Here is a 14,187-nt window from a genome sequence, read left to right on the forward strand (position 1 = left end):
AGTTGAAGCTGCCTAGGTGATTAGTCTTTTGCATTGCTATTTCAAAAAATGTTCTTCCATATAAATAGCGAAGCCATCCTCATCGTTGCTAAATTTTGTTATATCATCCGCAATCGCTTTGGTATCATCACTGCCATTGATCATGCAGACGCCAAGACCACTGTATTCCAGCATATCATTATCATTGGTCGTGTCACCAAAGGCAACCACCTCCTTTGGTGTTATCCTGTTGAATTCACAAAATTTTTTCAGGGCATAAGCTTTGGAAACGCGCTTATCGGCAAATTCGATGAGTGTCGGCTGTGTTTTGAAGCCCTTGTAATATGGTGATGGATGCAGCATTAGATATTGTTCAATATCATCTACGATATCTTCCTTCACACGGTACATGATTTTGGCATTTTCCTGCTCATACATGGTGGAAAGAGAATCCACAACAACCATGTGCTTATCACTGGTCAGTGCGGATTTACGCATTTGTGCATCATCACGCTCACAGAGCAGGCAATCATCGCGGTAAATAAAGCAGTTGGAATCAAAGGGCTTCATCAGCTCCATGGTTTCCCTGATCCAATCCGTTTTCATTTTGAAATAGCTATATTCCTTTTGATGCAGGTTGTCCCAGAGCTCAGAGCCATTCATGCCAATGAGAATATCAAAAGGATATTGAATTCCCCACAGCTCTGCTTTTTTCGCCAATTCATCAAGCGGTCTGCCGGATGCAATGCCGAAGTAAATACCCTTTGTGTGCAGCTGATGGATGACAGCTCTTGTTCTTGGTGTTAGTTCCCTTTCCGAAGTGACCAGCGTACTGTCAATATCACATATAACCAGACGAATGTTTTTTTCCATAATCGATTGCTCCTTGTATGATAGATTTTATAGGGAGTCTCCCTTATTAGGTTCATTATAAAACACTTTTCCTGAATCTGTTAGCGTTATTTCGGAAAATGATGGATTCTCATGAAAAGATTTGCTGTTTTTGTGCAAAATGTGCGCATACGCTATCATACGGTATGGAAAAATATGAGGTGTTGTTAGCTATGCGTCTTCTTTACTTTTTGTATGTTGCGATAGGAATCTTTTAGATTTTCCATTGACAGGCTTTGAGATCAACGTTTCCGTTGGGTTTAAAGGTAACGCCTTCCTCCAGAAGAAGATCTGTCTGCTCGTCCCAGTCGGGTGCAGTTCTGCCGGCACTGTTTACGACACGGTGGCAGGGGTATTCGCCATACAGGGAGGCTGCGGAAAGAATTTTGCCAACCTGTCTGGCGTTTCGCTCTCTACCGGCTAATTCTGCAATTTGTTTGTAGGTTGCGACATTTCCTCTGGGTATTTCTGATACGATTTCCAAAACGATGTATATAAATTGTTCATCCATTTTGAGACCTCCGATTCTTGTAATAGCGTAGCTACAGGTTCAGATTTCCTTTATGTTACCTGTTTCAGTCCTCTTACAGAATACATCTATATTATCAAATTGGCATATTCATAATTTTCTTTGCCCCTGATAGTAATATTAAAAATTCATCCTGCTTGCTGTAGAAAATCAATTTCGCCTGCATTAGAATATATGCATCCTTTTTCTATGTATTTTTTCTTTAGCTGTTCTTTTACTTTCTCTAAATATTCCATATCTCTTATACCTTTATTCAATGATCTGATTTATGTTGTGATAAGGAAAACTCTTATATAAATATCTGTAAATAGACATACACATTTTATCACACCTAGTGATACATTAAAATAATTATGATTTCAATTTCAAGCAAAAAAATAGCCTTAACGATCTTCATTTCTTCGTTTTCAAGACACCTCTATTTATTATGTATAAAGACGGTTTTGCTTGATTATTCCAAAAACTTCATTCTATTTGGATACAAAATTTCTTTACTGAATATACTCCCGTAAGATTTGTGTTATGCACTGCTATCTCAAAAGAAAATGAAATTGTTCAATTTTAATTCGTGATATCAAAAACTCCCTGGAACTAAAAAAATGCCCTGAAAAAGGCATTTTTTTAGTTCTGTATACTATTCGAACTCGATATTATTATGCTTATTTATTATGTTTTCCAGTATTATTATAGCATTTTAATTAAGATTTTTCAGTATGAAGTTTTCCATTATTCATAGTATTTAAAAATTATATTGTCATTGTATTGTCACTATCCTAATTTATTTCAATAGGTAATTTTAAAATCATTCTAGAAATCCGTATCTGCCGCCTGTTTTATTTCCTGTAAATTCTATAAGATTTACTCTATCTTTTAAAGTCTCTGGTATTTGTTTATTTTCAAATATAATCACTTGAATATCCTTTCTCTCTGATAATTTTTTTAGAAATTTATATTGAAGAGTGCTATTTACTTCTTCATTTATTTTATCTCCTTCTTTGAATGTCGTTAGCGGTGAATCTAATAGAATAAATTTAGAATAATTATCATCTTGAAATTTAAACAAGATCATGGCATAGAAATATAAACTCTTATAGAAGGCTCTATAACCCTTTCCATTATTCCGCCTATCTCTATCATTGATTATTATATCTAATAAATTTTTAGAAAAATCTATTTTTATAATAGAATTATCTACATCATAAAATAGTTCTTTTAAAAACTTTGTAAATTCATTTCTTTTTTCTGTAACAGGTTTCTCAGCTGGTTTTATTCTGTTACCCTTTAATTTCTTATGTTCTATTTGTGAATTGATTTCCTCTTGTAATTGCTCTTCTATCTTTTTCAAATTCTGTAATTCTATTTCAAATTGTCTTTGTTTAATATATTCATCAATGGATAATTTCAAAGGTTCAATTTGATTATAATAATCTGTAACGGATTCCTTTTTTTCAGATATACTTTCAATGGTAATTTTTAATTTTTCCTCTAGCTTTCTTCTTTCGTTATCTATTTCAAGCCTTAATTCTTCAAGTTCGTGTAAATTTATTCTTATGTTATTAGATTCAGCATGGCATGAAGCTATGACACTTTCATCTATCTCATTTCCTATTTGATTGCCACATAAGGGACATATCTTTGACTTCATTCCAATTAACTTTTCAGAATTTTCTTTTATAAATATTAATCTATCCAAATCAATATTGTATTGTTTTTTTAATGTATCAAACTTATCGATTTGCTGTTGCTTTAGATTTATTGATTCAGTAATTTTTCGAGATTCTCTATTTAACTCTGTAATACTCTGATTCAATTCATTTATCTTCTTTTGTAATTCTAGTAATTCATTTTTATACTGTTTTAACTTATCATCACTTAAGTTAACTTTAGTGTTTAAAAATTTATTAAGCTGTACTTGTCTTAATCTGTTATTTTTCAAATTCATTTCTAAAATATCCAATTTTCCAGAAATTCTTGCTTCAGTAACTTCAGGCTTTTCAATTTTCTTATCTAAATCATACACGTAACCATCAATTACGTATTGTAATGTGCTTTGCTTTGGTGTAGCATTCTTATACTCCCCATACAATAACTCTGATTCAGATATTATTGTATTTTCATCTATAATAAACCATTCAGATAAACTACGAAAAGTCAAAGCTTCTTTTTCTCCAAATTGATTTTTTAGAACTTTAATATAAGATGGAATACCCATCAAATTTAAGAGAAACGATGATATATTGTTATCTTTTGAACTATGTTTCAGATTCTTTTTTTGAGCTGAATCAATATTCCAATTTTCAAAATTTCCATCACAAATAAATATATTTTCCCCTTTAATCTCACGATTTAATGTATAATATTTTTTTTCATACGTTACTATTTCCAAATAAATATCAGTATAACCCTCAAGTTCTTCAATTTCCTTAATAGCCTTTCTTCCAAACATATAGTCAATGCATTGAAATAAAAAACTTTTCCCTGTATTAGAAGGTCCTGTAATAACATTAAGTCCGCGTTTAAATTCAATTGTTGATTTTTTTCCTTTGCCGATCACAATAATTTTATTGATATAAAATCCTTTCATATTATTTTTCCTCTCTAACAATTTTTTTCAATTGCATCACCGACAATGTTTTATAGTCTTCAGCCATAATTTTTGCAAATTCCACCATTCGTTTTGCATAATCATTATTCATATTTTGAACAAACCACAATGAATTAACATTTGAATGATAAAATATACCTTCATCATTAAAAGTAACAGAAATTAGATCTTTTTTTATTAAATATAGAATACTATTCTTTAACTTATTTCTTTGTCCCTCTAATTCAAGTATCTGTAAATGATATGAAGGGTGTAGTGTCTCACCGTTCTCATTTTTGATACCATATAACAATATATAATCTAAATACATTATTTTATCTAAAGCCATTGCAATAGGATTACATACTTCAAGTATTATCATAACTCTTATCCCAATTTCAACATCAGAATTGAATAATTGTATCATACTCACTACTTCCACCTCATTTTCTTATCGTTAACCAAATGATGACATATTCCTTTTTTATCATCATTATGAACAAAATTAAGTAATGAATGAGAAGTACAAGCAGTAAGATCTACTTTGGTAGCTTCATGCAATACAGCGTTTAATTTATCGTATGAGGTATTGAAACTACTTTTCATATAATTCCTTAAACCTGATAACATCTCATTTTTAATAAAACTGAATTCAGTATCTCCCAAATAAGTATCTCTCAAATCACGCCGGAGAGACTCAGCATTATAGTAATATGATCTATTTTCCAAAAAATCTTCATAAACTTCTAAATTACAATTTACATTTTTTAATGAAAATTGTATATTTTTCCATTCACTATATATTTCTAATAATTGAGTTAAATATATCTTTTCTTTATATGTGTTAATTTTTTTTGGTGGCTTCATTATACTGCTTCTTTGAGGAACATTATTGCCTCCAAAGCGAAAATAAAATAATGGAGTATTAGAATAATCTCTTATGATGGAGTCAATATCTATTGTTTCTACAATACCAAAATCAAAATTTTGTATATAATCTTTTAAGAAAATAGTTAATTCTATAGTTGATCCTTTTTTTATTTTTTTCTTACAGCATGTATCCCAATTATCAATCAATCCGCTATTTATACTTTTAGGATTATGGACTAAATCTAATAATTTAGAAGTCAAATTATTTGCTGCTATGATGTAATACTTCGATGGAATCACTATTTCTTTTTCATATGTATAATAAACAAGTTTTCCAAATTCTATCCAATATTCACTTGGCGATAACTTTTCTTTATATCTTTTACACTGATAATAATGTATATCTCCATTTTCAAGATAAGCAATAACATCACGCCCTTTATCACCGGCTTGACCAATCCTATGTATATCAGTATAAATACCTTTAAAGGAAGCCCATTCACATATAAAAGTTTCAAAAATTGTCGGTGAAAAATATAAAACTCGTTCTCTAGGAGGAATAACATTATTAAAAACAGATTTATCCACCTCAACCTCTTTTTGTTCAAATTTCTCAAAAACAATTAGTTCTCCCACTATTTACACCCTCTTATATTATTATTCAATAAATACATTTGATAAACATTGTAATATAAATAATCATCTAGTTACATATGATTGAATTGTTTAGATATCATATTATAAGAATATTATACATTTAATCTTTATAACAAGCAATTAAAAAAAAACAATACCTTGTTTAAAAAGTACAAAACAAGATATCGTTAATTTTTTGAAATACTCTCATCGAACTCTTTTTTCAATACCAAGATAGAATGTAAGAGGTATTGATTGTTTAATTTTGCATATTCTATATCATGGTCCAATTGTCCTGCAGATACTATTTTACTCGCTACTAGATCTTTTACAAATTCATAATGTTCCATTATCCATAAAACAGCTCGTTGATACTCTATAGGAAGTTCATAATACAATCCCATGAATTCATCAATTAATAATGCTTTATTTTCATGCATCATAATTTCGTCCTTCTTTCTCAACAGCATCTAAAAGTTTGTAAATAAACTCTTCTAAACTCGGTGTTCTTCTCCCATACATTCTTATAAATAATTCTGTAGGCTTCTCACTTGCCATTTTTATTGCATACTCCATGTCTTTACGACATTCAGCCACAGAAATCCCTCTGCTTTCAGCTACACTCTTTATATGCTTTTTAACTTTTTTCTTATCGTAATTCATAAGTACCTCCTTGATTATACATACAAGTTTTAGCACATATTGGTCTAAATATAAATAGAACATATAGTTCTAAACTATAATTGTTTCGAGGTGATTACAATGGTTTATAAAAGGTTACGCGATTTAAGAGAAGATCATGATTTATCACAGAAAGCTATAGCAAAATATCTTAATATAACACAGAGAGCGTATTCTTATTATGAAACTGGAGATAGAGAAGTTCCGATTGAAGTATTATCAAAACTTTCTACTTTCTATCAAACATCTATTGATTATCTTGTAAATAGAACTGATAATAAATAGCTGATAGCACGTGTTGTTCTAAAGCTTAATAGAACGAATCGTTCTGCATTATAATCCACTTAGGTGATATATATGGTTTATCAAAGAATCAAAGATCTACGTGAAGATAACGATTTAACACAAACGGAAATCGCGAAATATCTTAATATTTCTCAACGTACTTATTCTTATTATGAAACAGGTGGAAGAGAAATTCCTATTTCAGTTTTAATTCAATTAGCAGAATATTATCATACAAGTATCGATTACCTAGTGAATCGCATAGATAAAAAATGACCTACAACATGAGATTGTAAGTCATTTTTCTTTTCCTATTTATAAATACATTGATTACGAATTATTTCATCAATACAATTCTGTATATTATTCATTTCTTGTACCCAGTGCATTTGGTCTTGTGCTTTTAATTCTTCGGTTATGTTTCTCTGCTTTTTGAAATCGATAAGGAGTTTATCATATAAATCGTTTGCTTGGTTATCAATGGAAGTTAGATACTCCTTCAGCTTTCCTTTTACCAATAAATTAAAATAAAAGGGTTGTTCATATTCCTTTAGATATCGTAATTTCATTCTGCCATAATTTGATAAGGTACTCAAGTCCTCTACTTTAAGTTTAGGAAAATAATAATCGCCTACTTTATCATATTCAATTTTCATGTTCTGATCCTCTTTACGGCATGTTGCCTTTCTTGTTTATCTAAATCTAGTTGCTGAATCTTAGTGGAACGATCCTTGATGCCATTACATAATTTTATTTCTTTACGAAGTTTTCGAATTTGTGGTGTATATGATTTTGCTTCCGTTTTATAGTTATCCTTTATATCATTATCTCTGCATCTTCTAATTTTAGAATAGCATTGCTGACGAAGGCTCAACAACATTTTCATCTGTTCCTCTAGTGGTTTTTGGTATTGCTCCAGCTGTTCTAATGTTTCGATATTATGTTTAAATAACAGAATGGTTTGATTCGATACTTCATCAATTTTTCTGATAGCTTCCCGTAAATCTTTTGTGTACTTAGGTCTGGTATTACTTTGCCTTGGAATGATACCTAGTTTATATTGATAATGTAGGTACAACCGTTGAAAGCCTGTAAGCTTTTTTTCTTTGTACTTCTTATAATATGGCGTGATATCAAATCCTTTCTTTTGATAGATGTCTTTCCTTTCCAATGGGTGCATTGTATTTTGTAGTATCCGTTGTTTGATATTATCAATGTTATATTCTTCGCCTAATGATGATAGACGGATATATCGCTCATGCTGAGGGTGGCATAAGGATATGTTTTTGCCTGTGCGTTTTATACTATATCCCTCAAATTCTAATTGATTGAAGAACTGTGTTACCGTCAAACTGTTTTGAACGATATCATCAATATCTTGTTTTATCTTACCTCTTAATGATTGTTCATTTCGATATTGTCCTCGGCTTTGTGTCTTTTTACTTCGATTATTGATAATCCATATTGTCTGCACATTTCATCCGATATAGTCATCATCATATATCGGTCATGCTTAGTATTACAGTAGCGTTTACCATCTACAAAAGAGGTCGCATTGACTAAGAAATGATTATGAATATTTTTTGTATTCAAGTGCGTAGATACAATGACTTCAAAGCGATTGCCCCATAACTTCTCAGCTAGTTCTACACCTAGCTGATGTGCTTGTTCGGGTGTTACTTCCCCTTCCATAAAGGATTGGTAGCCGTGGTAACAGAGTATTACTTTCTCATCATGATAGAGTTCTTTTGTATGCACCATAGAGTTATAGGGATCATTCTTCATACAGTTAATACAAGACACCAATTGGAGGGACATAGTTTTTTCTTTATTGATTGTATAATCAATAATTGTCTGTATAAGCGTTGTTTTCTCTTCATTAGATACATACTTCACTAAATGATCTAACCTAGATCTAACAGCCCACATCGAAGTCGTAGCCATTAATTATCACAACACCTTATCTGTTTATCTACTTCTTTGATAAGGGTATCTAACTTTGAAAGCACATCTTCAATTTGTGTTTTGTCAATCTCTCTTACGTATGCTAATTTCACTAGCTGATTAAGGTTATTGCCTATAGCATTGAACTCTTTTATAAGCTGATAATATTCTAATGGTGGTGATGCTTTCAATGATACTTCCGAAAGCACCAACCGAAGAAACTTCTCTCTATTACATTTACATAAGGTTGCCTTTTCATTCAGTTCTGCTAATTCCAATTCAGACAATCTCACTTTCACTTCTTTAGTTCGTTTACCTATAGACGCTCTCCTTTCCTAGGGGTATTAGGGTACGCCCTAAATCTGAATTTTGGGGACAAAATACGTTGCTTGCTAATCCAATACGTCAGTATATCGAAGTATCCTCTTCATCGGTTAATCCCTTTAATATTTCTACGATATATTTAATCCTATCAATGATTTCATTATCTATATTCTCATTCCCTTTCATACATTTTTCAAGTGTGCTTCTAAGTTCAACTATTTGATTTCTTAATGCTCTAAACGTACGCATATTTCCGACAACGATTATTTCCTTTTCTAAGGTTCTTTTAATCATATAATCTTGTTTAGTCAATCCCGATAATTCTACACGTTTATTTAATTCATCATGTTCTTCTTTGGACATGCGAAATGCAGTATTATAATGTCGCCATCTTCCTTTATTATCGTAAACTTTTGCAGTCATCAGCATACCTCTCTTTTATAATTATCTAATTGGTTAGCTATCTCTCCTTGTTTTGATGGAAACAAATGAGCATAATGATATGTTATATCTATGCTTTCATGACCCACTCTATCAGCAATCGCTACAGCAGAGAAACCTAGTTCAATCAATAAGGATACATGAGAATGACGTAAATCATGAACTCTTATTTTTCTCAATCCCTGTTCTCTAGTTCCTCTTATCATTTCATGTTCGATATATGATTTTGTAACAGGAAATATTCGATTATCTTTCTTGATATGGTAAATATGAGTGATATAATTTTGCATCTCTTCATTTAAGAAAGTAGGCATCTGTATGACACGATTACTCTTTACTGATTTTGGATCAGTAATCACATCTTTTCCTTGTAATCTTTGATAAGTCTTACTAATAGATACCGTTTGTTTTTCAAAGTCGAAATCATTTGGTGTTAATGCAAGCATCTCTCCCATTCGCATGCCACACCAATACAACAATTCAAATGCATGATAGGATATTTCTTTATCCATCATTGAATCAGCAAACTTCAAATATTCATCTCTCGTCCATATACTCATTTCTTTTGCCTTTCCCTTTCCCATACTTCCTGCTTTTTTAGCAGGATTACTTTTCAAATCTTAAAATCTTACAGCATGATTAAGTATCGCACTTAATTGACTATGCAATGTTTTAAGATAAGTTGGAGCATAAGGTTTTCCTTTCTTTGTTTTAAAACTCATCATTTCATTTTGCCAATCAATTACATCAGATGCCCGTATATCATTTAATTTCTTTTTAGCGAAATAGGGAGTTATTTTTTGATCAATGATTGCCTCTTTAGTAAGCCATGTGCTTAATTTTATCCTTGCACTAACATCACGCTTATAAATTTTAACAAAATCAGAGAATAACATATCAAAATCTTTTTCTTTCTGCATTTTAAACGACCGTTCCCACACCAAGGCTTCTCGTTTGGTCTTAAAACCTCTTTTTAATTTTCTCTCTGTTTCGCCTTTCCAATTCTCAAAATAGAATGAAACATACCATGTTCCTTTCGTATTATCTTTGTAGGCTGGCATAGTATCACTTCCTTTCTTTATCTTTCATTCCGTAAAATCTTTCTTCAAAATATTCTCTGCTAATCTTGCCACGAATAACCATATAACCTTTTGCCTTTAATTCTTTGTTGAATATCTGCATAAGTTTATAAGCATATGCCTTTGACATTCCTAATTCCTTTGCCACTTCTTCTGCACTAATAAATAAATCATTTTTCAACTATAGTTTACCTCCTGTTTTTTATTAAACATTTTCGCTTAATGTATTTGTATTATATTAAACATTTTTGTTTAAGTCAACAAGGTTTAACAATTTTGTTTAATTTTTGTTTGGTATGTGTTATAATCTTATTACTAAAACGAAAGGCTAGATACATATGACAATAGGCGAAAGAATTAAAGAACTACGCAAACTTCGTGGTCTTACTCAAAAACAATTAGGAATTGCAGTAGGTTTTGACGAGAAAAATGCTGATATTCGTATTGCCCAATATGAATCGGGTACAAGAACACCAAAAGCAGATATGATTAGTAAATTAGCAAATGCTTTGAATGCTCATGTTTTAACGATTATGAATGAACGACCAGCAAGTCCTATCACAAGTATTATTTTTGATTTGATCGACATGGAGGAAACGGCAGATATTACACTCTACCCGATTGATGATAAACACTGTAAATATGCAATCAGTATAGACAATTTTCTATTTAATGATTTTTTAAATGAATTGGTTAATATTCGTACAGAATTAACAGAAGGCAAAATTACATATGAAGAGTTTTTGGATTGGAAAGTAAATTGGCCATTATCAAGTGGCGATAAACCAAAATATAAATGGCGTAGATGATTTTAGGAAATAGTATCAAAACAGTATCATTCACCTCCCTATAGACGCAAAAAAAGCCGATTTAATCGGCTTTTTTAGTAATTTGGGTACTACTCAAACTCAATCGTCCCCGGAGGCTTACTCGTAATATCATACACCACCCGATTCACATGCTTCACCTCATTCACAATACGATTACTGATTACATCCAGCACCTCATACGGAATCTTCGCCCAATCCGCCGTCATGCCGTCAATCGAAGTCACCGCACGGATAGCCACCGCATAATCATATGTACGCTGATCCCCCATAACACCAACGGAACGCATATTCGTCAGACATGTAAAATACTGCCAAACCTCCTTCTGCAATCCAGCCTTCGCAACTTCCTCACGCAAAATCAGATCAGAATCCCGAACAATTTCCAGCTTTTCCTCTGTAATATCGCCCAGCACACGGATACCCAATCCAGGTCCTGGAAACGGCTGCCGCCATACCATCTCATCAGGCAATCCCAACTCCGTCCCCAATGCACGAACCTCGTCCTTAAATAACGTATTCAATGGCTCAATTAGCTGAAACTGCATATCCTCAGGCAACCCGCCTACATTGTGATGTGACTTAATTGTCTGCGCAGTCTTAGTCCCTGACTCAATTACATCCGTATACAGAGTTCCTTGTGCCAGCCATTTGATATCCTCACCTGATGTCAGCTTTTTCACTTCCTCATCAAAGGTATACACAAACTCATTCCCAATGATTTTACGCTTCTTCTCCGGATCACTCACACCAGCCAGCTTACTCAGGAAACGCTCCTTTGCATCGATTTTCACCAGATTGATATTCATCTCGCGTCCGAATGTCTCCATAACGCTTTCCGCCTCGCCTTTGCGCAGCAAGCCGTGATCAATAAACATACAAATCAGCTGATCCCCAATCGCCTTATGCAGCAATGCCGCAACAACAGAGGAATCCACGCCTCCGCTCAATCCCAGCAGCACCTTGTCCGTACCAACAGTCTTGCGGATTTTCTCAATCTCCATATCAATGAAGCTATGCATAGACCAGTCATTCTTTGCCTTGCAAACCTCAAATACAAAATTTTTCAAAATCTCATTTCCATACTCAGAATGGCGCACCTCCGGATGGAACTGCAGCGTATAAATATTCTTCTCTGTATTGCTTGTAGCCGCAAATGTACAGGTATCACTGTATGCATCCTTAACAAAGCCATCAGCCAATGTATCCACCTGATCCCCATGACTCATCCAGACGATCTGCTTTTCCGGCAGTCCTTTGAATATCGGCGAATCTGTTTCAACCGTGATCTCTGTTCTTCCGTATTCCTTTGCTTCACATGCCTTCACACTTCCGCCATTCATAAAATGTGTCATCTGCATACCATAACAGATGCCAAGAACAGGAATTCCGGATTCAAAAATTGCAGGATCGCATTTGAATGCTTCCTCATCATATACACTGTTTGGCCCGCCAGAGAAAATGATTCCCTTGACATCTTTCAGTGCCAGAATTTCTTCCAGTGTCATCGTATGCGGGTGCAATTCAGAATAAACACCAAACTCACGAATACGCCGTGCTATTAGCTGGTTATACTGACTTCCAAAGTCAAGTACGATAATCTTATCAGCCATAAATGTATCCTCCTTATTAAGAAGCCGATACCATATCGAATATGTATAGTATCGGCGTCATCGAAATACTGATATTTCCTGTATTATAATATCATTATTTTTCTGATTTTAAAATCTTTTTCTACATAAATTGCGGCAGTGCAAAATAGATTAGGAAAATCACCATCAATACCCATACCGTGATGTGAACTTCCTTCGCTTTACCGGCAGCTGTCATCGCAATTGCATAGGCGATAAATCCAAATGCAATACCATTGGAAATGGAATACGTCAGAATCATCATGATTACAGTAATGAAACCGGCAGTCGCATAAATCATATTATCCCATTCGATTTCCTTTAACTGCTGAGCCATCAAAATTCCCACAACGACAAGAGCAGGAGCAGTTACTGCATTGGTCACAGCAGATAATACAATTGGGGCAAACAGAATGGATACAAAGAACAGAATTCCCGTCGTACATGCGGTCAAACCCGTTCTGCCACCAACTTCAACACCAGAAGTAGATTCCACAAAGGAAGTAACCGTTGAGGTACCTAAAGCAGCTCCGGCAACAGTACCTACCGCATCAGCTACCAGCGCACGCTCCACATTCTCCAATTCCCCCTTCTCATTTACCAGTCCAATCCGGTTCGCAACTGCAACCAGAGTACCTGCAGTATCGAAGAAATCAACAAACAGGAAGGAGAAAATAACGATAAATGCATTCAACGGATTCGCAAACAATTCTCCAATACCATCTACAAAAGAGCCAGCCGCATTCAGATGGAAATTCATTTCAAAGAAGTTATCAGGAAGTGCCGGCATACCCTTTAATTGGAATACAGCTCCGCACACAATTCCGATTACAGCCGTAATTACCATGCCCACAAAAACAGCAGCAGGAACCTTCTTTACAATCAGAGCAATGGTAAGCAGTATACCAAACAGTGCAAGCAATACCGTAGGATTTGAAAAATCACCGATTGTTACAAAAGTAGATGCACTACCGGCAACAATACCAGCATTTTTCAGTCCAACAAAAGCAATAAAGAAACCAATACCGGCACCAATCGCCATTTTCAACTGCTTTGGAATGGCATTGATGATTGCCTTACGGATACCAGTAACCGAAATCACGATAAAAATCAGACCGGAAATAAATACGCCAGCCAGCGCAGCCTGCCAGCTCATTCCCATCTGTCCGCAAATCGTATAGGCGAATAATGCATTAACCCCCATACCTGCAGCTAAGGCAACCGGATAATTTGCGACCAGCCCCATAACAATGGAGGCAAAGCCTGCAGAGATAGCAGTAGCCATAAAAACAGATGCGCGATCCATACCGGCATCATGCAGAATGGACGGGTTTACACCTAATATATAGGCCATAGCCAGAAAGGTGGTAATTCCGGCAAGTACTTCAGTTTTAACAGAAGTCTTCTTCGTGTTTAACTTAAATATCTTTTCTAACATAATTCCCTCTTTTCCGTCTCCCAAAACAAAAAAACACCGCAAGCTGCA

General features: G+C 33.8%; 16 protein-coding genes and 2 pseudogenes. 3 read left to right on the forward strand and 15 right to left on the reverse strand.

The genetic code is table 11. The features are described from left to right. Window positions 1-36 precede the first annotated feature (36 nt). The 7 genes from GKZ87_14820 to GKZ87_14850 form a co-directional block, all read right to left on the reverse strand. Window positions 37-852: a Cof-type HAD-IIB family hydrolase gene (locus GKZ87_14820; GenBank protein QSI26664.1), complete on the reverse strand. Its 816-nt coding sequence runs from the start codon at window positions 850-852 to the stop codon at window positions 37-39. Window positions 853-1,084: 232 nt separating this feature from the next. Then, window positions 1,085-1,381, reverse strand: a complete 297-nt coding sequence (locus tag GKZ87_14825; GenBank protein ID QSI26665.1) for a DNA methyltransferase — start codon at window positions 1,379-1,381, stop codon at window positions 1,085-1,087. Window positions 1,382-2,201: 820 nt separating this feature from the next. Further along, window positions 2,202-3,983: a hypothetical protein gene (locus tag GKZ87_14830; protein ID QSI26666.1), complete on the reverse strand. Its 1,782-nt coding sequence runs from the start codon at window positions 3,981-3,983 to the stop codon at window positions 2,202-2,204. 1 nt (window position 3,984) lies between these two features. Further along, window positions 3,985-4,410 (reverse strand): hypothetical protein, encoded by a 426-nt coding sequence (locus GKZ87_14835; protein ID QSI26667.1) that lies wholly within the window; start codon window positions 4,408-4,410, stop codon window positions 3,985-3,987. Between the two features lie 5 nt (window positions 4,411-4,415). After that, entirely contained in the window at window positions 4,416-5,492 is a 1,077-nt protein-coding gene (locus GKZ87_14840; GenBank protein QSI26668.1) for a hypothetical protein, read from the reverse strand. A 185-nt stretch (window positions 5,493-5,677) separates the two neighbouring features. Next, window positions 5,678-5,932 carry a hypothetical protein gene (locus tag GKZ87_14845; protein QSI26669.1) on the reverse strand — a complete coding sequence of 85 codons (255 nt, stop codon included), beginning with the start codon at window positions 5,930-5,932 and terminating at the stop codon, window positions 5,678-5,680. Beyond that, window positions 5,922-6,152 (reverse strand): hypothetical protein, encoded by a 231-nt coding sequence (locus tag GKZ87_14850; GenBank protein ID QSI26670.1) that lies wholly within the window; start codon window positions 6,150-6,152, stop codon window positions 5,922-5,924. Before GKZ87_14850 ends, GKZ87_14845 begins: the two co-directional genes overlap by 11 nt. 99 nt (window positions 6,153-6,251) lie before the next feature. Between GKZ87_14850 and GKZ87_14855 the strand changes: the two genes are divergently transcribed. Then, window positions 6,252-6,455 carry a helix-turn-helix domain-containing protein gene (locus tag GKZ87_14855; GenBank protein ID QSI27983.1) on the forward strand — a complete coding sequence of 68 codons (204 nt, stop codon included), beginning with the start codon at window positions 6,252-6,254 and terminating at the stop codon, window positions 6,453-6,455. A 72-nt stretch (window positions 6,456-6,527) separates the two neighbouring features. Continuing rightward, complete coding sequence (locus GKZ87_14860) at window positions 6,528-6,731, forward strand: helix-turn-helix domain-containing protein (protein QSI26671.1); 204 nt, start codon at window positions 6,528-6,530, stop codon at window positions 6,729-6,731. Between the two features lie 35 nt (window positions 6,732-6,766). Here GKZ87_14860 and GKZ87_14865 read toward each other — a convergent pair whose 3' ends face one another. The 6 genes and pseudogenes from GKZ87_14865 to GKZ87_14890 all read right to left on the reverse strand — a co-directional run bounded on the left by GKZ87_14865 (window position 6,767) and on the right by GKZ87_14890 (window position 10,424). Beyond that, the gene (locus tag GKZ87_14865) at window positions 6,767-7,111 is read right to left on the reverse strand and encodes a TnpV protein (protein QSI26672.1); all 345 of its coding nucleotides are present in this window, start codon (window positions 7,109-7,111) and stop codon (window positions 6,767-6,769) included. Continuing rightward, a pseudogene (locus GKZ87_14870) lies at window positions 7,108-8,399 on the reverse strand (relaxase/mobilization nuclease domain-containing protein). The gene GKZ87_14865 and the pseudogene GKZ87_14870 overlap by 4 nt, the downstream one beginning before the upstream one ends. Beyond that, a complete protein-coding gene (gene mobC, locus GKZ87_14875; GenBank protein ID QSI26673.1) occupies window positions 8,399-8,719 on the reverse strand; it encodes a plasmid mobilization relaxosome protein MobC in 321 nt (106 codons plus the stop codon). Before mobC ends, GKZ87_14870 begins: the two are co-directional and overlap by 1 nt. A gap of 85 nt (window positions 8,720-8,804) precedes the next feature. Continuing rightward, entirely contained in the window at window positions 8,805-9,146 is a 342-nt protein-coding gene (locus tag GKZ87_14880) for a hypothetical protein (GenBank protein ID QSI26674.1), read from the reverse strand. Then, window positions 9,146-10,225 (reverse strand): annotated as a pseudogene (locus tag GKZ87_14885) (tyrosine-type recombinase/integrase). Before GKZ87_14885 ends, GKZ87_14880 begins: the two are co-directional and overlap by 1 nt. Before the next feature lie 4 nt (window positions 10,226-10,229). Next, window positions 10,230-10,424, reverse strand: a complete 195-nt coding sequence (locus GKZ87_14890; GenBank protein ID QSI26675.1) for a DNA-binding protein — start codon at window positions 10,422-10,424, stop codon at window positions 10,230-10,232. A gap of 157 nt (window positions 10,425-10,581) precedes the next feature. Between GKZ87_14890 and GKZ87_14895 the strand changes: the two genes are divergently transcribed. Continuing rightward, on the forward strand, window positions 10,582-11,052 hold the full coding sequence (locus GKZ87_14895) for a helix-turn-helix domain-containing protein (protein ID QSI26676.1): 471 nt from the start codon (window positions 10,582-10,584) through the stop codon (window positions 11,050-11,052). Window positions 11,053-11,141: 89 nt separating this feature from the next. On the opposite strand, the gene guaA is transcribed toward GKZ87_14895, so the two are convergent. Further along, window positions 11,142-12,683 (reverse strand): glutamine-hydrolyzing GMP synthase, encoded by a 1,542-nt coding sequence (gene guaA, locus GKZ87_14900; GenBank protein ID QSI26677.1) that lies wholly within the window; start codon window positions 12,681-12,683, stop codon window positions 11,142-11,144. 121 nt (window positions 12,684-12,804) lie between these two features. Next, a complete protein-coding gene (locus tag GKZ87_14905) occupies window positions 12,805-14,139 on the reverse strand; it encodes an NCS2 family permease (GenBank protein QSI26678.1) in 1,335 nt (444 codons plus the stop codon). Window positions 14,140-14,187 lie beyond the last annotated feature (48 nt).

This window comes from Erysipelotrichaceae bacterium 66202529 (genome assembly GCA_017161075.1).
In the GTDB taxonomy this organism is placed as follows: domain Bacteria; phylum Bacillota_I; class Bacilli_A; order Erysipelotrichales; family Erysipelotrichaceae; genus Clostridium_AQ.